The 22,059-nt window shown below is 71.3% G+C and carries 27 protein-coding genes; 19 read left to right on the top strand and 8 right to left on the bottom strand.

Translation table 11 applies throughout. The annotated features are described in order from the left end of the window. The first annotated feature begins 81 nt into the window (after positions 1–81). The 3 genes from OHA37_RS25280 (at position 82) to OHA37_RS25270 (ending at position 4,117) form a co-directional block, all read left to right on the top strand. The gene (locus OHA37_RS25280) at positions 82–1,533 is read left to right on the top strand and encodes a protein phosphatase 2C domain-containing protein (protein ID WP_443046323.1); all 1,452 of its coding nucleotides are present in this window, start codon (positions 82–84) and stop codon (positions 1,531–1,533) included. Between the two features lie 26 nt (positions 1,534–1,559). Beyond that, positions 1,560–2,885, top strand: a complete 1,326-nt coding sequence (locus OHA37_RS25275) for a vWA domain-containing protein (protein WP_266908791.1) — start codon at positions 1,560–1,562, stop codon at positions 2,883–2,885. A 119-nt stretch (positions 2,886–3,004) separates the two neighbouring features. After that, a complete protein-coding gene (locus tag OHA37_RS25270; protein WP_266908789.1) occupies positions 3,005–4,117 on the top strand; it encodes an FHA domain-containing protein in 1,113 nt (370 codons plus the stop codon). Positions 4,118–4,209: 92 nt separating this feature from the next. Here the strand turns inward: OHA37_RS25270 and OHA37_RS25265 are convergent, their stop codons facing one another. From OHA37_RS25265 to OHA37_RS25255, 3 genes are read right to left on the bottom strand one after another with little or no spacing between them, the layout of a single operon-like run. Then, complete coding sequence (locus OHA37_RS25265; protein ID WP_266908787.1) at positions 4,210–5,097, bottom strand: hypothetical protein; 888 nt, start codon at positions 5,095–5,097, stop codon at positions 4,210–4,212. Beyond that, positions 5,094–5,507 (bottom strand): PadR family transcriptional regulator, encoded by a 414-nt coding sequence (locus OHA37_RS25260; RefSeq protein WP_266908785.1) that lies wholly within the window; start codon positions 5,505–5,507, stop codon positions 5,094–5,096. Before OHA37_RS25260 ends, OHA37_RS25265 begins: the two co-directional genes overlap by 4 nt. Positions 5,508–5,550: 43 nt before the next feature. Next, positions 5,551–6,537 carry a methyltransferase domain-containing protein gene (locus OHA37_RS25255; protein ID WP_266908783.1) on the bottom strand — a complete coding sequence of 329 codons (987 nt, stop codon included), beginning with the start codon at positions 6,535–6,537 and terminating at the stop codon, positions 5,551–5,553. A 123-nt stretch (positions 6,538–6,660) separates the two neighbouring features. Between OHA37_RS25255 and OHA37_RS25250 the strand changes: the two genes are divergently transcribed. Continuing rightward, complete coding sequence (locus OHA37_RS25250) at positions 6,661–7,065, top strand: globin (protein WP_266908781.1); 405 nt, start codon at positions 6,661–6,663, stop codon at positions 7,063–7,065. A 52-nt stretch (positions 7,066–7,117) separates the two neighbouring features. Here OHA37_RS25250 and OHA37_RS25245 read toward each other — a convergent pair whose 3' ends face one another. From OHA37_RS25245 to ettA, 3 genes are read right to left on the bottom strand one after another with little or no spacing between them, the layout of a single operon-like run. Beyond that, entirely contained in the window at positions 7,118–7,831 is a 714-nt protein-coding gene (locus OHA37_RS25245; protein ID WP_266908779.1) for a hypothetical protein, read from the bottom strand. After that, positions 7,828–8,301, bottom strand: coding sequence for an acyl-CoA thioesterase (locus OHA37_RS25240; RefSeq protein WP_266908777.1), 474 nt, complete (start codon positions 8,299–8,301; stop codon positions 7,828–7,830). Before OHA37_RS25240 ends, OHA37_RS25245 begins: the two co-directional genes overlap by 4 nt. An 18-nt stretch (positions 8,302–8,319) precedes the next feature. Further along, positions 8,320–9,984 carry an energy-dependent translational throttle protein EttA gene (ettA, locus tag OHA37_RS25235; protein WP_266908775.1) on the bottom strand — a complete coding sequence of 555 codons (1,665 nt, stop codon included), beginning with the start codon at positions 9,982–9,984 and terminating at the stop codon, positions 8,320–8,322. A gap of 289 nt (positions 9,985–10,273) precedes the next feature. On the opposite strand from ettA, the gene OHA37_RS25230 reads away from it, so the two are divergent. Next, entirely contained in the window at positions 10,274–10,618 is a 345-nt protein-coding gene (locus OHA37_RS25230; RefSeq protein ID WP_443046213.1) for a hypothetical protein, read from the top strand. Here the strand turns inward: OHA37_RS25230 and OHA37_RS25225 are convergent. Together OHA37_RS25225 and OHA37_RS25220 are read right to left on the bottom strand one after the other, a co-directional pair. Further along, the gene (locus OHA37_RS25225) at positions 10,615–11,331 is read right to left on the bottom strand and encodes an HAD family hydrolase (protein WP_266908771.1); all 717 of its coding nucleotides are present in this window, start codon (positions 11,329–11,331) and stop codon (positions 10,615–10,617) included. The genes OHA37_RS25230 and OHA37_RS25225 overlap by 4 nt on opposite strands. Continuing rightward, positions 11,315–12,181 (bottom strand): GntR family transcriptional regulator, encoded by an 867-nt coding sequence (locus OHA37_RS25220; protein WP_266908769.1) that lies wholly within the window; start codon positions 12,179–12,181, stop codon positions 11,315–11,317. The genes OHA37_RS25225 and OHA37_RS25220 overlap by 17 nt, the downstream gene beginning before the upstream one ends. Positions 12,182–12,681: 500 nt before the next feature. On the opposite strand from OHA37_RS25220, the gene OHA37_RS25215 reads away from it, so the two are divergent. The 14 genes from OHA37_RS25215 to OHA37_RS25150 all read left to right on the top strand — a co-directional run bounded on the left by OHA37_RS25215 (position 12,682) and on the right by OHA37_RS25150 (position 22,058). After that, positions 12,682–12,951, top strand: coding sequence for a DUF6284 family protein (locus OHA37_RS25215; protein WP_266908767.1), 270 nt, complete (start codon positions 12,682–12,684; stop codon positions 12,949–12,951). Further along, positions 12,948–13,283 carry a hypothetical protein gene (locus OHA37_RS25210; protein WP_266908765.1) on the top strand — a complete coding sequence of 112 codons (336 nt, stop codon included), beginning with the start codon at positions 12,948–12,950 and terminating at the stop codon, positions 13,281–13,283. Before OHA37_RS25215 ends, OHA37_RS25210 begins: the two co-directional genes overlap by 4 nt. Further along, positions 13,280–14,290 carry a DUF2637 domain-containing protein gene (locus OHA37_RS25205; RefSeq protein ID WP_266908763.1) on the top strand — a complete coding sequence of 337 codons (1,011 nt, stop codon included), beginning with the start codon at positions 13,280–13,282 and terminating at the stop codon, positions 14,288–14,290. The genes OHA37_RS25210 and OHA37_RS25205 overlap by 4 nt, the downstream gene beginning before the upstream one ends. Continuing rightward, positions 14,287–14,649 carry an RRQRL motif-containing zinc-binding protein gene (locus tag OHA37_RS25200; RefSeq protein WP_266908761.1) on the top strand — a complete coding sequence of 121 codons (363 nt, stop codon included), beginning with the start codon at positions 14,287–14,289 and terminating at the stop codon, positions 14,647–14,649. The genes OHA37_RS25205 and OHA37_RS25200 overlap by 4 nt, the downstream gene beginning before the upstream one ends. A 69-nt stretch (positions 14,650–14,718) precedes the next feature. Then, positions 14,719–15,339 (top strand): hypothetical protein, encoded by a 621-nt coding sequence (locus tag OHA37_RS25195; protein WP_266908759.1) that lies wholly within the window; start codon positions 14,719–14,721, stop codon positions 15,337–15,339. A 1-nt stretch (position 15,340) separates the two neighbouring features. Then, entirely contained in the window at positions 15,341–15,556 is a 216-nt protein-coding gene (locus OHA37_RS25190; RefSeq protein ID WP_244291186.1) for a hypothetical protein, read from the top strand. 148 nt (positions 15,557–15,704) lie between these two features. Then, positions 15,705–16,712 carry a hypothetical protein gene (locus OHA37_RS25185; RefSeq protein ID WP_266908756.1) on the top strand — a complete coding sequence of 336 codons (1,008 nt, stop codon included), beginning with the start codon at positions 15,705–15,707 and terminating at the stop codon, positions 16,710–16,712. Positions 16,713–16,720: 8 nt separating this feature from the next. Continuing rightward, entirely contained in the window at positions 16,721–17,113 is a 393-nt protein-coding gene (locus tag OHA37_RS25180) for a hypothetical protein (protein WP_266908754.1), read from the top strand. A gap of 13 nt (positions 17,114–17,126) precedes the next feature. After that, a complete protein-coding gene (locus OHA37_RS25175; RefSeq protein ID WP_266908752.1) occupies positions 17,127–19,298 on the top strand; it encodes a type IV secretory system conjugative DNA transfer family protein in 2,172 nt (723 codons plus the stop codon). Further along, positions 19,295–19,753, top strand: coding sequence for a DUF6197 family protein (locus OHA37_RS25170; RefSeq protein ID WP_266908751.1), 459 nt, complete (start codon positions 19,295–19,297; stop codon positions 19,751–19,753). Before OHA37_RS25175 ends, OHA37_RS25170 begins: the two co-directional genes overlap by 4 nt. Before the next feature lie 130 nt (positions 19,754–19,883). Next, a complete protein-coding gene (locus OHA37_RS25165; RefSeq protein WP_266908749.1) occupies positions 19,884–20,219 on the top strand; it encodes a hypothetical protein in 336 nt (111 codons plus the stop codon). A gap of 12 nt (positions 20,220–20,231) precedes the next feature. Then, positions 20,232–20,387, top strand: a complete 156-nt coding sequence (locus OHA37_RS25160) for a hypothetical protein (RefSeq protein WP_266908747.1) — start codon at positions 20,232–20,234, stop codon at positions 20,385–20,387. Positions 20,388–20,484: 97 nt separating this feature from the next. Further along, positions 20,485–21,219: a DNA methylase gene (locus OHA37_RS25155; RefSeq protein ID WP_266908745.1), complete on the top strand. Its 735-nt coding sequence runs from the start codon at positions 20,485–20,487 to the stop codon at positions 21,217–21,219. Continuing rightward, positions 21,216–22,058, top strand: a complete 843-nt coding sequence (locus tag OHA37_RS25150) for a bifunctional DNA primase/polymerase (protein WP_266908743.1) — start codon at positions 21,216–21,218, stop codon at positions 22,056–22,058. Before OHA37_RS25155 ends, OHA37_RS25150 begins: the two co-directional genes overlap by 4 nt. The last annotated feature ends 1 nt before the right edge of the window (position 22,059 follow it).

Here is a 22,059-nt window from a genome sequence, read left to right as displayed (position 1 = left end):
GGCTACGCCGAACCGGCGGCCCCCGGGTACGCCGGCGAGGCCGCGCCCGGCTGGGGCAGCGTCTCCACCGCCGCCCCCACCCTGGTGTCGGGCCCCTCCGGCTGGTCCGACCCCCACGGCACGCCTCCGGCCCCCGAGGGCCCGTACACCGCACCCCCTCAGGGCCGGCACCCGGCGGACACCACCCCCTACGGGGCCGGCGCCCAAGGCCCGGGTTCCGCGGGCGGACCGGGTTACGACGGCTACGACGCGTACGGCACCCCGGGCCCGGGAGAGCACGCCTCCCCCTACGACCACCCCGCCCAGCAGGGGCACCGCCCCGGCGGCGAAGCCCCGTACGGCGGCTCCCAGGGCCCCGGCCCGGGACACGAAGCCCCGTACGGCAGCTCAGCCCCGCAGGGCGGGAACCCCGAGAGCGGCACCCCCTACGGCAGTTCCGCCCCGCAGGGGGACACGCCCGCCGGCGAAGCCCCGTACGGCAGCCCCGCCCCCCAGGGCGGGAACCCCGAGGGCGAAGCCCCGTACGGCAGCGGCCCCGCGGGACAAGGCCACGGCCCCGGGGGCGAAGCCCCCCAGGGCGCCGCCCCGCAGGGGGAGGCCGGTGGGAAGACCTGTGTGGCCTGCCGCGCCGGGCGGGTGGACACCGACGGGTACTGCGAGCACTGCGGCCACGCGCAGCCCCGCGAGCGGGACCACCTCGAAGAGGAGCTCGGGAGCGTCGCCGCCGTCAGCGACCGCGGGCTGCGCCACCACCGCAACGAGGACTCCTTCGCCGTGGCGGCCACCGCGCTGCCCGACGGCTCCGCCGCCACCGTGGCCATCGTCTGCGACGGCGTCTCCTCCGCGAGCCGCCCCGACGAGGCCTCCGCGGCCGCCGCCGGAGCCGCCAACGAGGCCCTCCTCGACGCCCTCCCCCGCGGCGCCCATCCCCAGGAGGCCATGCACGAGGCGATCCTGGCCGCCGCCGCCGCGGTGAACGCCCTCGCCCCCGAGGTGCCCGGCGCCCAGAACGCCCCCGCCTGCACCCTGGTCGGCGCCGTGGTCAGCCGTGGCCTGCTGACCATCGGCTGGGTCGGCGACAGCCGCGCCTACTGGGTCCCCGACGACCGCGCCGCCCTGCCCCGGCGCCTCACCGAGGACGACTCCTGGGCGGCCCAGATGGTCGCGGCGGGCCTGATGGGCGAGGCCGAGGCCTACGCGGACGTCCGCGCGCACGCCATCACCGGCTGGCTCGGGGCCGACGCGTACGACCTGGAACCGCACACCGCCACCTTCAAGCCCGATCACGACGGCGTGGTCGTGGTCTGCACCGACGGCCTGTGGAACTACGCCGAGTCCGCGCGCGACATGGCCCAGGTGCTTCCGCACGACGCCGCCGTCCGGCCCCTGCACAGTGCGCAGGTCTTGGTGGGGCACGCCCTCGACGGCGGCGGGCACGACAACGTCACCGTGGCCGTCGTCCCCTTCGCGGCCACCCCGCCGACCCCGCCCGCGGGCGCCGCGGGCCCCGCCGCCCCGCAGGCCCAGGCCTGATACCCGTCCCCGAGGAGGAGCGACCGATGGCGAACTTCGCCAAGCCGAGCGCCCCGCGCTTCAGCGTGGAGGTGTACCAGAACGAGTTCCTCGCCGAGGGCGCCCGCGACGTCCACGCCATCGTCACGGTCACCTCCACCGGCGGGGCCACGGCCACCCGGACAAGCGTCGCCCCGGGCGGCGCCGCCGTGGTGATCATGGTCGACTGTTCCGGCTCCATGGAGTACCCGCCCGAGAAGATGCGCGGCGCCCGCGAGGCGACCGCGGCCGCCGTCGACACCCTCCGCGACGGCACCGCCTTCGCCGTGATCGCCGGGACGCACGTCGCCAAGGAGGTGTTCCCGCGGCGGGGCCGCCTCGCCATCGCCGACGCGACCACCCGCGCCCAGGCCAAGGAGGCCCTGCGCGGCCTCTCCTCCGGCGGCGGCACCGCCATCGGCACCTGGCTGCGCCTCGCCGACGGCCTGCTGCGCGGGTCCACCGCGGCGATCCGGCACGGGATCCTGCTCACCGACGGCCGCAACGAGCACGAGGACCCGGCCGTGCTGCGCGCCACGCTCGACGCCTGCGCGGGCCGTTTCACCTGTGACGCCCGCGGCGTGGGAACCGACTGGGAGGTCAAGGAGGTCACCGGCATCGCGAGCGCGCTGCTCGGCACGGCCGACATCGTGGCCGATCCGGCCCGGCTGACCGAGGACTTCACGCACATGATGGAAAAGGTCATGGGCAAGGAAGTGGCGGACGTCTCACTGCGCCTGTGGACCCCGGTGGGCGCGGAGGTCCTGTACGTCAAGCAGGTCGCTCCCGCCGTGCAGGACCTGACCGGACGCCGCACGGAGGCGACCCCGCGCGCCGGGGACTATCCGACGGGTTCCTGGGGCGACGAGTCCCGCGAGTACCACGTGTGCGTACGGGTCCCGGGCGCCTCCGTCGGCCAGGAGATGCTCGCCGCCCGCGCCGCCCTGCTCATGCCGGGGGCGCCCGGCGAGGACCCGGCCGTCCTGGCTCAAGGCCTGGTCCGCGCCGTCTGGACGGACGATCTCGCCGCGTCCACCGCCATCAACCCGCAGGTGGCCCACTACACCGGGCAGGCGGAGCTCGCGCAGGCCATCCAGCAGGGTCTGGAGGCCCGCAAACTGGGAGACGTCGGCGGGGCCACGGCCAAGCTCGGCCGGGCCGTGCAGCTGGCGAGCTCCTCGGGCAACGCCGACACCGCCAAGCTGCTCGCCAAGGTGGTGGATGTCGTCGATGCGGCGGCGGGTACTGTGCGACTGAAGGCAAAGGTCGCCGACGCGGACGAGATGACACTAGAAACGCGTTCCACTCAAACCGTTCGAGTGCGAAAATCTTGACGTAAAGCTTGACGCTCTGATCGTGACGCTCTGATCGGACGCGAAGAAGACGCGATGAAGAAGCAGCAGAAGAAGAAGACCCTGCCTCGTTGACGCAGGAAGAAGGAGGAAGCGCCGCGATGCCGACCTGCCCGAACGGGCACCAGTCCGCCTCCGACGACTGGTGCGAGGTCTGCGGCCACCGCATGGCCGCCCCTACGGGCACCCCCGGGGCGCCCTCCTACGGCTACGGCTACCCTCCCACCGGCGAGCCGACCGCACAGGCCGAGCTCTGCCCGCAGTGCCGGACCCCGCGCGAGGCCATGGCCCCGTTCTGCGAGGAGTGCCGGTACAACTTCCTGACGCGCGCGGCGACCTCGTACACACCGCTCTCCCCGGACCTGCCCCCGCCGCCGCCCCCCTCCCGGGGCGCGCCCGCGGCCCCGCCGGCGTACTCCCAGGACCACTTCGACTACCAGGGCTCTCGGCCCTCGCGGGTCAACCGCCCGGCCGAGCCGCTGCAGCGCGAGGACGACTGGATGCTGCCGCCTCCGGCGCGCCAGGACTTCCAGCAGCCCCCGTACCAGCAGCAGCCGCCGCCCGGGCAGCACCAGCAGCCCCAGCACCAGCAGCCGCCGCAGCACCAGCAGCCGCACCAGCCGCCGCCCCCGCAGGCTCACCAGCAGCAGCCGCAGGCGCAGCAGGCTCCGCCGCCGTACCAGCAGCAGCCCTCGCAGACCGGGCAGTACCAGCCGCCGCAGCCGCCCCCGCACCACCAGCAGCACCAGCAGCACCAGGCGCCCCAGCCCCAGCAGTCGTACCAGCAGCCCTACCAGCCCCAGGGCGGCGGCTCCTGGACCGCGACCATCGGTCCGGACCGCACGTACTTCATGGCGATGATGCAGCGCAGCGGCCCCGAAGCGGCGGGGCTCGACCTGCCCGCGTACTCCCCCGAGCAGCACCTCCCGCTCGTCGGCGGCCAGATCACCATCGGCCGCCGCCGTGCCTCGACGGGCGAGTCCCCCGACATCGACCTGTCGGTGCCGCCGGAGGACCCGGGCGTCTCGCACCAGCACGCGGTGCTCGTCCAGCAGCCCGACGGCAGCTGGGCCGTGGTGGACCAGAACTCCACCAACGGCACCACGATCAACGACGGCGAGGACTCGATCCAGCCGTACGTGCCGGTTCCGCTCGCCGACGGGGACCGGGTCCACGTCGGTGCCTGGACCACGATCACAGTCCGGCGCGGCTGACCCCGCACGGCTGACCCGGCGCGGCCGCGGGTCCTGAACGCGACGAAGCCCTCCGGTGACACCGGAGGGCTTCGTTTTCGGGCCGGGAAGGCTCAGCCGCCGACCAAGGGGTCCCGCGCGCCCCGCCGGCGCCGCACGCTCACCACCACGGCGGTGACCGGCAGCAGGATGAGCAGGCCGGCGAGGGTGAGCGGGGGCAGCGACCCGGGCGTGGCGCCGAAGTACAGGAACGGCAGTCCCGCGAGCAGGACGGCCGGTGCGGTGCGCAGCCGGGCGAACGCCGGGCGTCCGGCCAGCAGCAGTCCGGCGGCCACCGGGACGACGAAGCGCAGCCAGGTCAACGGGTACACCAGCGGGACCGTCAGCACGGCGCCCGCCAGGACCAGCGTCCACGCCAGCACCGCGGCCACCCCGGCCCGGGTGCGGATCCGCGGGGCCGGCCGCAGGTCGGGCGGGCACGCCACCGCCACCAGGGCCAGGGGCAGGACCGGACCCAGGACGAGCATCGGGGTGCTGGAGAGCGCCTGGATCCCGATGCCGCCGATGCCCATCCGGATCGTGGTGGCGACGAGCTCCACGACCACTCCGGCCAGCACGGTCCAACTGCCCGCCGACCAGCGGCCCGCCAGTGCGAGGAATGCGCCGAACAGCATGACCAGGTATCCCGCCGCCAGCAGCACGAAGCCGGCGCCGACCGGTCCCCCGCCGAAGAGGGCGTAGCGCATCAGTCCCATCCAGCCGGCCGCGCACGCCCCGATGGCGACCAGGGCGAACGGCGCCAGCGCCGCCAGGAGGCGGCCGGGCCGTCCCGTGGAGCCCAGGCCGAGCCGCATCCGCAGGGCGTGTCCGGCGACGTCGGCGCCTTCTCGCACTCGGGCGGGCGCCCCCGCCCCCCGCGTGGCCTCGTGGTACGCGTAGGCGATCTCGTCGCCGAACTCCCGCCGGTAGGCGGCGGGATACAGCCTCAGCAGCGTGGTCATGAGCCCACCACCGCGCCGCCGATGCCGAAGGAGCCGCCGAGGGCGCCGCCGACGGAGACCCGGAGGGAGGTGCCGAAGGAGGCGCCCGCCCCGCCGAGTCCCAGCCGCCGGGTCGCCTCCTGGGCGGTGCGTGCGAGCCGGGCCGCCTCTGCGGCCAGGATCTCCCGCCCGCGGGGGGCGAGCGCGTAGCTGCGCCGCCTGCGTCCGTCGACCACCTCTTCCTCGTGGACGGCGATGAGTTCTTGTTCCAGGAGCCGCTCCAGGGCCCCGTAGAGCGTTCCGGTGCGCATCTTGGTGCGGCCTTCCGAAATCTTCTCGACCTCCTGAGCGATCGCGTAACCGTGCCGCGGGGCATCGGCGATCGCCGTGAGGATCAGCAGGGTCGGCTCGCGGAGAGCTTGATCATTCACACCCCGACCATAACTCGGCAGCCGACATATGTCGATAGCCGACCTATGTCGCTCCGGCCTCCCCCAGGGGCCACACGTAGGGCCCCTGGGGATCGTCGAGCCAGGACCACTGCCCCGCCTCGCCGACCGTCACCCCGAAGCGCTCGCGCGCCGGCCGGTCCTCGCGCCGCCACAGGTCCAGCGCCTCCCTCGGGTGCAGCGCGCCCGAGGTCAGCACGAGCATGAACTGGAAGCGCTCGTTCTCCACCAGCTCGTACGGGATCCCCTGCGGCATCCCGTACGTGCCCGGCGGCGCGGCCGTGGCCCCGCGCAGCGGCACGAAGTAGGCGGAGGTGTGCAGGAAGCGGCCCTCGGCGAACCCGGCGTCCCGCACCGTGAGCGCGATCAGCCCGGTCGACAGCGGGGCCAGGATCCGGGCCCCGGGCCGGCACTGGCCCAGCCAGGCGGGCGGGATCAGCGGGATCGTGCAGGTCACCAGGATCCGGTCGAAGGGGGCGCGGGCGGGGCAGCCGCGCGCCCCGTCGCCGGTGACCACGGCCGGGTGGTAGCCGAGCCGGTCCAGGTGCGCGCGGGCCGACTCGGTGATCTCCTCGTCCAGGTCCACGGTGGTGACCAGCCCGTCGCCGAGCCGGTGGCACAGCAGGGCCGCGTTGTAGCCGGTGCCCGCGCCGATCTCCAGCACGTTGTCCCCGTCGCGCACGTCCAGGGCATCCAGCATCTTCGCCATCAGCGAGGGCTGACTGCTGGAGGAGACCAGCTCGCCGTCGCGCAGCCGGGTGGCGAGCGGGGCGTCGGTGTAGACCCCGCGCAGCCAGCGGGCCCGCAGCTCGGGGTCCGGGTCCTCGGCCCACAGCCGCTCGTGTCCGGCGCCGCGGCCGGTGTAGTAGTACGGGACGAACACGTGCCGGGGCACGGCGGTGAAGGCCGCCCGCCAGCGCGGATCCTCCAGCGCCCCGGCGGCGGTCAGCTCCCGTACCTGGGCGGCGTGCGCGGTTTCCCGCACGTCGCGTACCTCGGCGTGTGCGCCCATGTCTCCACTGTCCTGCGGACACCGTCCGCGTGCGACCGCGCCGCGGACACCCGGGCGGTGTCCGCGGGACCCGGACGACCTGGGACCGGGGTCCTCCGTCCGGGCGTCTGAGACGATGGTCGGGTGAATGAGATTCCGCGGGGCACGGTCCAGGAGCAGACCTTCTACGAACTGGTGGGCGGCGAGGACACCTTCCGCCGTCTGGTCCACCGCTTCTACCAGGGCGTCGCCGAGGACCCGTTGCTGCGCCCGATGTACCCGGAGGGGGACCTCGGGCCCGCCGAGGAGCGGTTCGCGCTGTTCCTGATGCAGTACTGGGGCGGCCCGAACACCTACAGCGAGAACCGCGGCCACCCGCGCCTGCGCATGCGGCACGCGCCCTTCCAGGTGGACGCCGCCGCGCACGACGCGTGGCTGAAGCACATGCGGGTGGCGGTGGACGAGCTCGCCCTCGCGCCGGAGCACGAGGCGCAGCTGTGGCGGTACCTGACGTACGCCGCCGCGTCGATGATCAACACCGCGGGCTAGCCCCCGGCCCCGTACGGGATCCCGCGCGCGGGTCCCCGTACGGCGCGGCCGGCTAGACCGGCCGGACGAGCAGGGTGCCGAGGCCGCCCGGGCGGCGCGTGGCCACGGACCCGTACGGGGTGCGAAGCCGCAGCCAGCCGCCGGAGGCGAACAGGGCCACGGGCTCGGGGGCGCCGGTCCCGGCAGGCACGGCGGGCACGGTGGACCGTACGGGCCGCAGGAAGCCCAGGGACTGCGCGGCGTGCACGGCGCGCAGCGGAAGTTCGGTGTCCCCCAGCGTGCGGGACCAGATCTCGCGGCCGATGCGGTCGCGCTCGGAGCGGGTCCGGTGCTGCGGGGGCAGGGCCTCGTCGCGGGCCCGGAATTCGGCGACGGCGGCGGCCAGGGCCTTGGCCATCGCCTCGGGGCCGGGCAGCCCGGCCACCGGGGTCCAGCCGCCGCGGGGCGGCAGCACGCCCGCCCAGGGCGGTCCGGTGACGGCCGCCGGGACGGCGGCGCCGGCCCGCTCGCCCTCGTCCACGGACTCCAGCAGCTCCCCGGCCGAGACGGTCAGGTCGAGCGGAGCGGAGAGGGGCGCGGCGAGCCGCACCGTGCGGACGGCCAGGACGTCGAAGGACGGCGGCCGTCCGAAGACGGCGAGCGCACCGCCGCCGGCCTGCGCCTGCAGGCGGACGGCGGCGGCGCGGTCGTAGTGCACCAGCCGGCCCAGGAAGGCGGCGAGGTCCGCCGCCTCCCCGGAGTCGGCGAAGTGCAGCTGCTCGTTCATGCCGCGATGCCCCCGGCAGGGGCACCGGTCTTCGGCTGTGCCTTCGGCTCGTCCAGGTACTCCTGGAGGAAGAGCTTCTCCTCGGCCGTGATGCGGCGGGGCCGCCCCTCAGCGAGGTTGTAGGGCACGACCACGGTCTCGGCGCGCACGTACACCGTCTCGGGCCCGTCCTCGGTCGCCTCGTCCTTGACCTCGTAGCGGATGGTCAGGGACGCGGCGCCTATCCGGGTCACCCAGGACTCGATGAGCACCGGCTCGTGACGGTGCACGAGGGGCAGCTTGTAGTCGATCTCGTGACGGGCCACGACGGAACCGCCCGTGAAGGACTCACTGCCCTCCCCCGGCGCGAGGCGGAACATGAAGTCGATCCGCGCCTCCTCCAGATAGCGGAGGAAGACGACGTTGTTGACGTGCCCGAAGGCATCCATGTCCGCCCAGCGGAGGGGGCATCGGTAGTGGTGTCTGGCCATGGCCCGTTTCCTCGGCCCTCAGCCTCGGGTGAGCTTCTTGTAGGTGGCACGGTGCGGACGGGTCGCGTCCGCGCCGAGCCGCTCGACCTTGTTCTTCTCGTACGACTCGAAGTTGCCCTCGAACCAGTACCACTTGGACTCGCCCTCGTACGCCAGGATGTGCGTGGCGACTCGGTCCAGGAACCAGCGGTCGTGCGAGATGACCACGGCCGCACCCGGGAACTCCAGGAGCGCGTTCTCGAGCGAGGACAGGGTCTCGACGTCGAGGTCGTTGGTGGGCTCGTCGAGGAGCAGCAGGTTGCCGCCCTCCTTGAGCGTCAGCGCCAGGTTCAGGCGGTTGCGCTCACCACCGGAGAGGATGCCGGCGGCCTTCTGCTGGTCCGGACCCTTGAAGCCGAAGGCGCTGACGTACGCGCGCGACGGCATCTCGACCTGGCCGACGTTGATGTAGTCCAGCTCGTCCGACACGACGGCCCAGAGGGACTTCTTGGGGTCGATGTTGGCGCGGCTCTGGTCGACGTACGAGATCTTGACGGTCTCGCCGATCTTGACGGAACCGGAGTCCGGCTCCTCCAGACCCAGGAGCATCTTGAAGAGCGTGGTCTTGCCGGCGCCGTTCGGGCCGATGATGCCGACGATGCCGTTGCGCGGCAGCGTGAAGGACAGGTCGTCGACCAGGACCTTGTCACCGAACGCCTTGTTGAGGTTGTTGACCTCGACCACGATCGAGCCCAGACGCGGGCCCGGCGGGATCTGGATCTCCTCGAAGTCCAGCTTCCGCATCTTGTCCGCCTCGGCGGCCATCTCCTCGTAGCGGGCGAGGCGGGCCTTGGACTTGGTCTGACGCCCCTTGGCGTTGGACCGCACCCACTCGAGCTCTTCCTTGAGGCGCTTCTGGCGCTTCTCGTCCTTGCGGCCCTCGACCTTGAGACGGGTGGCCTTCTTCTCCAGGTAGGTGGAGTAGTTGCCCTCGTACGGGTGGGCGCGGCCGCGGTCGAGTTCGAGGATCCACTCGGCGACGTTGTTCAGGAAGTACCGGTCGTGGGTGACGGCGACGACGGCACCCTTGTACTGCGAAAGGTGCTGCTCCAGCCAGTTCACCGACTCGGCGTCGAGGTGGTTGGTGGGCTCGTCGAGGAGGAGCAGGTCCGGGGCCTCGATCAGCAGCTTGCAGAGCGCGACGCGGCGCTTCTCGCCACCGGAGAGGTTGGTGACGGGCCAGTCGCCGGGCGGGCAGCCCAGGGCGTCCATGGCCTGCTCCAGCTGGGCGTCGAGGTCCCAGGCGTTGGCGTGGTCCAGGACTTCCTGGAGCTTGCCCATCTCGTCCAGCAGCGCGTCGGTGTAGTCGGTCGCCATTTCCTCGGCGACCTCGTTGAAGCGCTTCAGCTTGGCCATGATGTCGGCCGCGCCGTCCTGGACGTTCTCCAGGACCGTCTTGGACTCGTCGAGCTTCGGCTCCTGCATGAGGATGCCGACGGTGAAGCCGGGAGACAGGTAGGCCTCGCCGTTGGACGGCTGCTCCAGCCCCGCCATGATCTTGAGGACGGTGGACTTACCGGCGCCGTTCGGGCCGACCACACCGATCTTCGCGCCGGGCAGGAAGTTCAGGGTGACGTCATCAAGAATCACCTTGTCGCCGTGCGCCTTGCGCGTCTTGCGCATGGTGTAGATGAACTCAGCCAAGAGAAACCGTCCGGCAGATCGATGGTGGGCAGATACACCCCATCTTGCCTGACGTCCATCCCTCGGGGGAAACCCGTATGGTCCCGGCGCCCTGACCTGGGCACCGACCGGAGGGGCACCTGACGGTCGTGGCCGTCATTGGTCGTCCTTGGCCGTCCCTGGGCCCCCTCCGACGGCCCAGGGACGGCCCGGCGGCAGTCGTCGTGGGATCCGTTCTTGCAGGTGAGCGCCCCCAAGATTCGGGAGTGGCCAACAATCCGATGCCCCGAGGGGGCGACCTCGGGGCAGGATGGGGCGCGTGCTCCCTCCCCGACTGCTGTGGTGTGACCCCCGGCCCATCCCCCGGTTCAACCGGCAGGAGCGGGTGACCAGCATCGTCTGCGATCCCGGCTTCTACGAGCCGACCGACGAGGACGACTGTGTGAGGTTCGGGTACTTCTGCCAGGCGCATGACCGGCCCTATTGGCACGAGTCCTGCGGGGAAGGACCTCATCTGGTCGCCCTGCACTGTGCGGAGCACGGGCCGGAGAACATGTGGCCGCAGCCGCTCATGCTGATGTTCCCCGAAGGGTTCGCCCCCCCGCTTAGCGATGCGCAGCTGGCGTGGGTGCACGCGGAGAACGACGCCAGCTAGTCCTGGCGATCCTCGGGCCCCCTCAAGGCCAAGGCATCCGCCACGACCCACATGTCGAGAACGACGACGTCGGCCCCGGCGTTAGCCAGGGTCGACCGCTTCGGCGGCTTGTTGGCGAAGCCAATGCTCCGTGCGGCGGCCGCCTTGGCGGCCGCGACGTCGGTCACCGCGTCCCCGATGAGGACCGTTTCTGCGGGATCGACACCCAGGGTCTTCGCCGCGGTCAGGAGCGGGTAAGGCGCCGGCTTCATGAGGTCCGGTCGGAGCCTGGGGCGCCCGATCACCTCGTCCACTGCATCCGCGATGCCGTTGGACGCCAGAAACGCCCTCACGCACTCGGCAGAGTTGTTGCTCACCACTGCGACGCGCCATTTCGCGCCACGAGCCGCCCGAAGCGCCTGGACGGCCCCCGCCACGGGTGCGCCGGCCACCTTGACCGCCCGGAGTTCTGCGGCGGTGAGAGCGTCCTCCACGACGCCGAGCAGCGACGGCCCACCCTCCACGGAGATCCGGTGCACTTCCATGGGGTCGTCCGTCCCGCGAGCCCGCTCCCCGAGCTGCGGGTCGTGAAGGGCTACGAGGTCCGCTAGCTCCTTTGCGACACCAGGAGCCGGCAGCCCACGGAACACGTCACAGATCGGTCCGTCGAAGTCGAAGAGGACAGCACGGGAGGCAGCGAGCACCTCGGCCAGGGCCTCAGAGAGTTCCTGCATCGGCGTCCCTCGCGATCGTGTCCCAAATGCTGTCGAACCACATACGGGCCTGTTCGACCTGCTGCGCGCCGCCGGAGGAGTCTCCGTCATTGAGCGAGTGGTGGAAGAGGATCGTGTCCTTGCCCACGAGGTCGAAGATCTCGATGGGCTCACCCTGAGCGACCACTTTGTTGGGCCGGATCGGGTAGTAGCCGAAGAAGGCGTCCTGGTTGTTGATCACATAGAGCTTGAAGAACTGCGTCCCGCTGTGGACGCGGACGCTGACGCTGCTCTCCTGGACGAGGCCAAGGTGGCTGAGTTCGCTTATGGCATCCGAGATGCTCCGCGTGTAGCCGACCATGATGTCGTGCATGCGAGCACGGATCCGGGGGTCGTCCCCGCAGTCCTCTCGCCGCACAGGAGCAGCCTGCGGCACTGCCATGTCGGGCACGAGGATGCGCATCCGGATGCTCGCAGGTGTGAGGCGCCCGATGCGGATTTTATCCAGCGGCTCTTGCAGCGCGCCGTGCAGCGTCTCGCTAGAGAAGCCCGCGAAGTCGATCGTCACGTTCCGACTGGCGAAGGCCTGCTCGACGTAGGGCCGCAGACCCGCCGGCCGCTCGGTCCGGTTCCGGACGAAGACCCCGCTCCCCTTGCGCGAGACAACGAGGCCCTCGTCTTCGAGGTCGCGCAGCGCCCGCTGGATGGTCGCCCGAGCGAAGCCGTAGTGATCGGTCAGCATCTTGTGAGACGGGAGCTTCTCGCCTGGTGCGAGCTTCCTCGTCCTGATCGCAGCCCCGAGGCTGCGCGCCACCTGCTCGTACGGGGGCCGGTCGTCGTCCGGGTCCAGGGCTTCAAGCGCAAACGTCATGAGCTGATGCTACGGCCAACCTGACTATTTGAGCAGCCTGGATAGCCACATGTTGACGTGACTAGCCAAGCTGGCTATGTTTTCCTCATGCCCACCGGGCTAGCCAAGTAAGTCAGGCTGAACGGGAGAGCTGTGCCTCGCATCGGTGCAGCTCAGGGGACAGGGGCCCGGGATAGAGCGGGCTGAGGATGGCGGACAGCCGCTTGCGGCCCTGGTCAGTCCGTACGGCAGACCGAAAGGTCTGGTCTCTGCCTAGAGCGGGGCCCTAGCGAGCTGTTCCTTGAACCGGCAGCCGCGTCCCCGAAAGAGACACCACAGCTCAGCACCGCCGTAGTTCGCTACGGCCGGTTGCCTCCTCCGCCCATGCGGCGCTTCGGCGTCGGACGGGCGGGGTCGCAGGGAGCCGAGCACGACCGCTCCACCCCCAACGAAGTGCAGCCCCTGGCGCTCGAACGCCGGGGGCTGCTGAGTCCCGTTCCTCGGTAGAAGGAGCAAGACCCATGAAGTCCATCGCTGCACTTCACAACGTTGTTACCCCGTGGTCGGATGGCTTGGAGCCGTCGGACGCGGAGCTGGATTCGATCGAGTTCGAGTTGCCGCTGATCCTGGCGGAGGTCGACCTGCTCGACGCGGAGATCGCCGTGCTGGACCGTACACCTTCCGAGCTGGACGAGCGGCGGATCCGCCGGGCCCGCCGCAAGGCGCTGACCGTGCGGCGGACGCTGACCAACCAGGCCGCCGCCGCGAGCATGCCGGGCGGTGCCGCATGAACGCCACCCTCGCCTCGCTGGACGCACCCCTGAGGGTCCTGCGCATCTTCGCCGCCGAGTTCCCTCACCTGCCGGCCCCCTGCGTACGGGTGACCACGATCTGGCCGGATCGACTGGAGCTCGCCTTCCACGACGACCTCGCCGCCTTCGAGTCATGGCGCGAAGCTCTCGATATCGCCCCCGAGAGCGTGAGCCACGATGTTCAGAACGGTGGCCGTACGCACCGGCTGGAGACGGAGGTCGACCACGCCGGCGCACGCCTGAAGCTGGTCGGCTACACCAGGATCCCCACGGTCGACGATGCGCGTTCATGGGTGGGGGCCGCATCGTGAACAGCGTTCAGATCCGTTCATCCGAGCGCGCGCTCTCGTTCGGGACGTGGCTGATCGTCGGTGGAGCGATGCTCTACTCCGTCCTCACTGTCACCCCGCTCATGGCCGCACACACCCAGCCCGAGTGGCGGTGGACGGCACCGATCCTGCCGCTCGTCGTGGATGCGGCCGTGGTCATCGTGGTCCGCCTCGACTCCGTCCTGGCCCGTCTCGGCGGGCACGGCGGCGCCTGGCCCGTCGCGCTGCGGTGGATGACCGGCACCATGACCCTCGCCCTGAACATCGGCGTATCCGCGCTGGCCGGGGACATGGTCGGGGTCGCCGTCCACTCCGTCGCACCCCTCCTCCTTATCGTCACCGCGGAGGCAGGGCTCGCCTACCGGCGGGCCCTGACCGCCGCCGTCCTCGCCGTGGAAGCCCGCAAGCGGGCGGAGCAGGATGCCCGGGACCGGGCCGCGGCGGAGCGGGAGGAGAACCGGCTGCGGGCCGAGCGTGAACAGCGCGAGCACGAAGCCGCGATCGCCCGTGAACAGCGTGAACACGAAGCCCGGTTGGTCCGCGAGGAAGCCGACCGGCAGGACCAGATCCGCCGCGAGAACCTGGCGCAGGCCGAAGCTGCCGAGCGGGTGGAGCGCGAGGCCCGTGAACGTCGTGAACACGAGCGTGAACAGCAGCGGATCGAGCGTGAACAGCTTGAACGCAGGGCTGCGCAGAAGCGCGAGGCGGAGGCCCGAGACCGGGCTGAGCGTGAACGCCGTGAACAGCTCCGTGAACAGGAGCGGGTCCAGCGTGAACGTGCCGCTCTCCTCGCCGCCGGACCCCCGGCCGAGAAGCTGAAGGAAGGCCAGGCCCTCGCCACCGTTCGGGCCGCGTTCGACGCGGGATTCCCCGTGCGGGTGGCCGCGGAGCTGACTGGCTGGTCCGTCGGCTGGGCCTCCGGCCGCTACCAGGAACTGCGCGACGCGAACAGCCCCACCGTCCAGGCTCTTGAAGTGGCCACGTCGTGAGGCCGACCCCGCTCAGTGCGGCAGCGACCCTGCCCATCTACTCCTGGCGCCTGGCCCCGGACGGCCTGGCCACCCGCCGCCAGCTCCGCGCCGCCGGCCTCCGGCCCGGCGGGCAGGACGTCGTCGCTCAGGTGGAGCGCCCCCGCTACCGGCGCGGCCCGCTAGTCGCCTTCCTCTACCGGATAGAGCTGGCCCGCCCGGTCCGCCCGATGACACCGGCCAAGGCCGCCGCTCTGGCGAAGGCGAACACGGCCCGCCGGACCTGCCCCGCCTGCTCGCGTGACGCCGGATACGTCATCCCGGCATCGCTCGGCATGTGCGTCCCCTGCGCCTACCCCGATGAACAGCACGCCGCCTGAACCGCCCCCGGCTTACCGGGGGCGGGCTTCACCGACCACACCCACACAGCACTGGAAGGAGGAACCACCGTGTCAGCAATCGACTGGGACGAGGAGTTCACCCGCATGAACCCCGAGACCGCTGAGAAGCCCAGCACGTCGTCCAAGTTCTCCGTCAAGCTCGGCGGGGTCCGCCGCAACACCGCCGCGCTCGCCGTGTGCGGCACGATCGCCGTCCTCGCCGTGTGCGGCACGGTCGTGGCCGTCACCAGCATGCAGAGCGACCAGGCCGCCCAGGACAGTGCCCGTGCCCGGGAGAAGGCCACGAACGCCCTGGTCGAGGTCGAGGCCGACAAGCAGCGGGCCCAGGCCGAGGAAGCGGCGGCGAAGACGCTCTACGAGCGGGAGATGACCGTCTACCTGGAGTGCATGAAGATCCGGGCGGCAGCGGTAGCCAAGGCCTCCTCCTACGACGTCTCAAGGATCGCCTCGTGCGCCGCCCCGACCCTCAGCGGTGCGGCCCCCAAGAAGCAGGAGGCCACCACCGAGTCCGGCGGCGACATCACCTCCAGCCCCTGGCTGTGGGTTGCCCTCGTCGGCGGCGGTGGCCTCTTCGCCTACAAGAAGCTCTCCGTGTCCGCCGCTTCCTCCGGTTCCAGCGCTGCCGTCTCCGCGAACAACAAGGGATTCACCTTCGAGAAGGGTGCATGAAATGACGCTCCAGTTCTTCGCTCTCGCACTGTTCTGCTGGGCCCTCTTCTTCACCTTCAAGAAGACCAAGGGAAAGCAGATGGCGATCTGCGTGATGCTGATCGTCTCCGGGATCTTCCTGCCGTACACGCCGTTCAGCGACGAGATCCGAGGCACCCTCGAATCGGTCTTCAACACCGCGAACACCACCGTCAGCAACGTCGGAACGTCACGCTAGGCAACCAGCCGCACGGTTACCGGTTACCGGTTACAGGCCCCAGACACCACCTCGACCCCGACCCAGGGGCCCCGAACCGGCGTCCACAGGGGCTGTAACCGGTAACCGGTAACCGCTCACAGCTACGCAGTGTCACCGAGGGAGGCTCGTGGAACTCCTCATACTCCTCGCCATCACGTACCTCGTGGGCGTCGACAACACGCACGACAAATACGAGAAGGCGGGAATCAAGAAACCCTCGCCGAAGTCGAAATCCAAATGGGAGCCGACCAAGGCGCCGGACACCTTCCGAAACGCCTCCTACAACGCGGCGGCGAAAACGCATTACGGGCTCCTCGCGGGAGCCCACTGGGCCGGGGGTCTGCGCGACGGGTGGCGCTCCGCCTACCTGAAGAAGCCGAAACCCACTCCTTCCGGTTCGTCTTCCGGTGCGGCTCCTTCGGGATCCTTTGGGCCCCTGTCGGGGGCCACCATCCCGCCGAAGCCCACCACGCCCCCGACGGCGACGGCCCCGCCGCCGAAGCCCAGCACAGCCACTACGCCGCCGAAGCCGACCACGCCCCCGGCACCGCCGCCGCCGTCCGCTCCTCCGACGTCCGCGCCGGGTCCGACGATCCCGCCGCCCGGCACCGTGCCGCCGCCTCCGACCGTCACGCTCCCCGACCACATCCGGAAGGACCCCGCGATGCAGCCCAACCCGCCCACCCCGCACACCGCGACCGTCGACACCAAGGGCGTCCACGTCACCACCGCCGCGGGAAAGTCCCGCACCTACAGCAGCGGCGAGGTCATCAACCTCACCCAGGTCATCGACCTCGCCGAAGGCGCCGCCACCCTGTGCCAGTCCAGCGCGGAGTCCGCCCTGGAGCTCGTGGACGAGTCCACGGAGCTCGCCGCGGACTGCGACGTGCTGATCGCCGAGATCACCGAGAAGGGAGTCGGCGCGAACCTCATCGGCAAGTGCGAGCACCTCAAGGAGCAGCTCGACCTCCAGGCCGCCGCCGCCAAGAAGTTCCACGACCAGATCCAGGGCGGCGAGGAAGCCTGCCGGACCGCCTCCCAGAACGCCGAGGTCCGCCACGGCGGCATCTTCCGCGCGGTCGCCGACTCCCCGCTGACCAAGCCCGCCGAGCGCGACTTCTACAACGCCCGATAGGAGACCGCATGTCTGCCACCGAATCCCTCAAGGACGCCGCCACCTACGCGCTGCTGCGTACCAAGCTCGCCTGGCTCACCCACCAGGTCCACGTCCACGGCGAGACCGTCACCAAGCTCGCCGCCGACGTCGACGAGACCGCGGAACAGATGCAGGACGCCTCCGAAACGATGAAGGCACTCGCCGTCGACGACGCGACCACCGCCGAGTTCGCGGACGCCGCCCTGACCATGACCGGCGCCAAGGAAGCGGCCGGCGAGTACAACTCCGCGGCCGACAGCGCGGCCGCGGCCGCCGACGACGCGAAGACCACCGTCGAGTCCGACCACGGAGGCATCGCGGACGCCGTGGACACCTCCCCCGTCGAGATGGCCGAAGCGACCTTCTACGCCCAGCAGTAAGGAGAACCGGACCATGGGGCCGACCCGAGCACAGTTCATCCAGTACGCGCCCGCCGCCCTCGCGCTGGCAGCAGCCGCCGCCGGCCCCTGGTCCGCACTCGCCGCCGCAGCGGCCGGAGCGGGAGCCTGGGCCATCAACACCTCCGCTCCCGCTCTGCGTTCCCTGATCGCGTGCGGGTTCACCGGCACCGGCTGCGGCATCGCCGCCCACCAAGTCCTCGCCGCGGGCATGAACCCGCTGTTCGCCCTCGGGCTCGCCGTCCCGGCCGGAGCAGCCGCCCTGGCCCACCACCGCAACACCGCCGGCCAGCTCTCCGCGCTCCCCGCCACGACGACCTCGGCGGGGCAGAGTTCGCAGGCGCAGATCATCACTGCCTACTGGAAGGAGTTCATCTCCGGTCCGACCCAGACCGAGGGCCGCAAACTCATCCAGGCCGGCGCCGAGCTCGCACAGCTCAGTCTCGACGTCGGGGACGACCACGTTGCCTTCACCGGGGTCATCACGCTGCCCCAGGGGCAGCAGGTCCGGGTGAAGGCGGCCGACATCGCCTCCGTCTACGGGGTTCCCATCTCGCAGGTGGAGATGGGTGACCCCAAGCACTACGCGCCCAACGCGCTGCCCGTCCTTGTGCACCTCATGAAGGCGGCGGCGCAGCCGGAGATCGCGGCCGGCGCCCCGACGACGCCCGAGCAGGTGTGGGCCACGTACGTCGCGATCCCGGACGGCGCGATGCCCGGCACCACCCTGACCCTGACCCGCTACGACGGCCCGCTGGACTGGGAAGGGATCGCCACCCGCGACCGCAAGGCAATCGGGACCGTCAACCTGCAGGACCTCGCGGGGAACCTGAACCTGGAGACGATCCAGGTCGCTCTAGCTCCCGCCGACAGGCCCTCGCAGATGGGGGTGCGCGTGATGAAGGAGCACGCGCTGATGCACGGCACGATGCTCTCCGACGTGGTGGACGAGCTGGCCATGGACTCGCGCGGATACGTCCGCCTGGGCACCTACATCGACGCCAACGCCGCCCTGGTCCCCCTCGCGCAGCCCGGCTCCGGCGCCCGCCACCTGTACCTCGTCGGCGGGTCCCGCTCCGGGAAGTCCGGAGTCCTGGAGCAGATCCTGCTCTCCGCCCTCAAGTCCCGCATCGCGGTGATCCTGGCCTCCCCGCAGGCCGGCACCATCGCCGGAGCCAGTCTGACCGCGTACTGCGGCGACGGGCTGGACGAGGCGATGGGCGCTCTGCGCCTGGCCTACGCGATGATGCTCGACCGCGAGGCCCGCTACCGCTCCCCGTCCTTCCCCTTCACCGACCCGCTGATCACGTTCATCATCGACGAAGCCCACATGCTGCTGTCGGTCTCCTCCCCGTACCACGCGGAGGCCAAAGCGATCGTCGAGCAGCTCACCCGCCGGGCCCTGAAGCGGGGCATCGGCGTGGTCCTGGCCACCCAGACCCCGCTCGCCGAAGACCTCGGCAACTCCTCGATCATCCGCTCCCAGCTCCTGATCGGCGGCGGCGCCGTGTTCCTGCGCTGCGCGAAGGGCCAGGGTTCTTTGGTCGGCGCGAACGCGGTCCAGGGCGCGGAGGGCATCGACCTGTCGATGATCCCCGACTCCTGGCCCGGCCAGGCCCAGAAGGTCGCCGACCGGGACATGAGCGGCCTGGACACCACAGCGTCCGCCCGGCCGGAGGACGGCACGTTCGGGCTCGGCTACCTCCTCACCCCCGGAAGCCAGGCCGTCCAGTTCCGCTCCCTGCACCTGGACGTCGCGCCCGTGGCCCTCGCCGCCGGCCTGACCCCCGTCGCCGTCGAGGACTGCGAAGCCTGGCGTCATCGCGAGGTGATCGCGCAGACCCCGCTCGTCGACCAGCGCGGCAAGAACCTCGTCGGCAGCCTCACCGACCTCCTGCACAGGACACAGCAGGGACCGACCGCGCAGCCCCAGCAGCGCCCCCAACAGGGCTCCACCGGCCCTGCAAGCCCTGCGGGCTCGGAAGGACTGGAGCCGATCAAGCCGCGCATCCTCGCACTCCTTCGGAACGGGAACATGCCCATGACCGTGGAGACCATCGCCCGAAAGCTGGGCACGCCCGTGAACCACATCAAGCCCCGCCTGACCGAGCTGAAGAAGCGGGACGAAGTCACCAACGAGAACGGACTGTGGAGGTCAGCAGCATGAACACCTGCACCGATACCGACTTCACCCACATCGACCCCGACCTGTACGCGAAGGCCTTCGCGCTGCTTGACCCCGCGCCGGAACCCGTCGCCCAGGCGGCCCCCGCCGCTCCGGCCCCGGTCTCCTTCGTCCTGGCCGCCCCGCCGGTACATCGGCCCGGTGCCGTCGAGAAGACCCTCACCGACGCTCTGGCCTTCCTCGACGACCACGGCTGGGCCAAGGGCAGGCTCATCCACCCCGAAGGCGCCCGCTGCTCCATCGGCGCCCTGCGCGCAGCGGCCGGCGCCCGCAACGACGCCTACCGCGACGCGGGCAACCTCCTCCTGGACGAAGCCCGCCAGCAGCACGGCAAGGGGTGGGAGGCGATCCCGGCCTGGAACGACTCCCACACCGGAGCGCAGGTCCGCAGCGTGTGGGAGACCGCCATCCGGCGCGCCCACCACATGAACATCTGACCGGCGGCATCCGGCAGGCCTGCCGACACCCGTCTCAGCTCAGCCCCACGCCCCGCTCGGAACCCCTTCCGGGCGGGGCGCCGCATTGTCCTGCCCTGCCTCAACTCCGACCATCAGGAGACCAAGACCCGTGCGCCGCTACCGGTACCGCTGCTCCGTCTGCCTGACCACGTCCCCGACGGCCTTTCACCTCGAAGACCTCGCCGCCGAGGCCGAAGGCCACCGCAAGGCCCTGCACGGCGGTCACTTCCCCGACGGGGAGCACGCCGGCGAGATAGACCGCCTCGGCCGCTGGTACGTCTCCCTTGGCCCGCTCGCCACCCTGCACGCCCGCCTCAGCGACACCCTCGCCGACCTCCGCAACACCGCGGACATGGGCCGCCCCCTGTGGGCCTCCGCCACCGCCGCCCTGGTCATCGGCGGCGCCGCCGCCCTGGTCATCACCGTCATCTCCGCCGCCCTCTGACAGGAACCTTCCGTGTCGTTCTCCTTCACCAACCCCAGACCCGACCGCGAACCCTCCTTCTCCTTCACCGGCCCGGAGGAGGTCGAAGAGCAGCTCCAGGCCATCACCGACATGGCGCACGAAATCCTCCGCCTCGTCGCCGAGGTCCGCAGGCAGATCCGCACCTGAGCCCCGACAGACACAACGAAGGCGGCCCCCTCTCACGCCAATGAAGCGGGGCCGCCCTCATCCACAACCCATCAACAGACCTGTGGAGGAACCCAGCATGACCCAACCCACCGACATCCGGCGAGACCACACCGGCCCCCGGCCCTTACTGCTGGACCTGTACTCCTGCGCCGGCGGCGCGGGCCGGGGCTACGAACGGGCCGGATTCGCCGTCGAAGGCGTCGATATCCGCCCCCGTCCGAACTACCCCTTCACCTTCATCCAGGGCAACGCCCTCACCGTCCTCGCCAAACTCATCGCCTCGGGCGAGATCCGCCGCTACACCGCCGTCCATGCCTCCCCGCCCTGCCAGAAGCGGTGCGCGCTGACCGTGGGCACCAACAAGTCCCGCGGCTGGGGCGGCCGGCACGTCGACCTCGTCGCCCCCACCCGCAAGCTCCTGGACGCGTCCGAACTGCCGTACGTGATCGAGCAGCCCGACGGCAAGGCCGACGTCCGCAAGGACATCACCCTGTGCGGCGAGATGTTCGGCCTCGGCGTCCTGCGTCACCGCAACTTCGAACTCGGAGGCTGGAGCACCCCCAAGCCCACGCACCTAAAGCACCGAGGCCGGGTACGCGGGTGGCGTCACGGCAAGTACCACGACGGGCCGTACGTCGCCGCCTACGGCAAGGGCGGCGGCAAGGCCACCGTCCCCGAGATGCAGCAGGCCATGGGCATCGACTGGACCGACGTCCACGAAGAACTCACCGAGGCCATCCCGCCCGCCTACTCCGAGTGGATCGGCCGCGCCTTCCTCGCCCGCACCTTGTCCGGGGCGGTGGCCGCGTGAGCGCCGCTACCGGGCACCTGCGGACCGCGCTTTGGCTCGCCGGGATCGGCCTGCCCGTCCTGCCCCTGAGGCAGGGCAAGGAGCCGTTCGGAAACTGTCCGGCTTGCATCCACTCGGCGTGCGGGGACCGGCCCCACATGAAGGCCGCCGGCCCCTGCCAGTGCCCGGCCCCCTGCCACGCCTGGGGCGCCGCCACCACCGACCCCGACATCCTGACCGGCCCGGCCTGGAACCGCGCATGGCGTCAGGCCGGAGCGGTCGCCTACCACCCGGGCGGTGCCGGTCTGACCGTGGTGGACCTGGACGACGCCGAAGCCGTCGCCTGGGCACGCCAGACCCTTCCCGCCACCACGGTCGTGCCGACGACGCGGGGCGAGCACTGGATCTACCGGGGCGCCATGCAGTCGAAGAACGGGGTCCGCCCCGAGGTAGACGTGAAGTCCACGATGTCCTACGTCCGCTGGCGAGGCCCCGGCGCCGGAACGATGGCCACCCTGCCGAACGTCGTACGCGCGCTCGTGGTAAAGGAACCCGCCGTCCGGCAGACCCGCCCCGTCATCGCGGCAGTGCCGGCAGGAGGCGGGCACTGCCCGCACCGCTCGCCCGCCTACCTGGAACGGGGCATCGCCATGGCCGTACAGCGCATCACCGGGGCCCGCGAGGCCATCCACACGACCGTGTACCGCACGTTCCTCGCCGTGCTGTCGGCCCATGGCCGGTGCGGCTGCCTGACCGAGACCCACACCGCGCGCCTGTTCACGGCCGCGCAGGGCAAGGGCGAATCTGCCCGGCACTGCGAGGTCGCCTGGACCAACGCCCGCACCGCATTGGGGATGTGAC

Source organism: Streptomyces sp. NBC_00335 (genome assembly GCF_036127095.1).
Lineage (GTDB): Bacteria > Actinomycetota > Actinomycetes > Streptomycetales > Streptomycetaceae > Streptomyces.
This window is presented reverse-complemented; position numbering and strand designations above follow the sequence as displayed.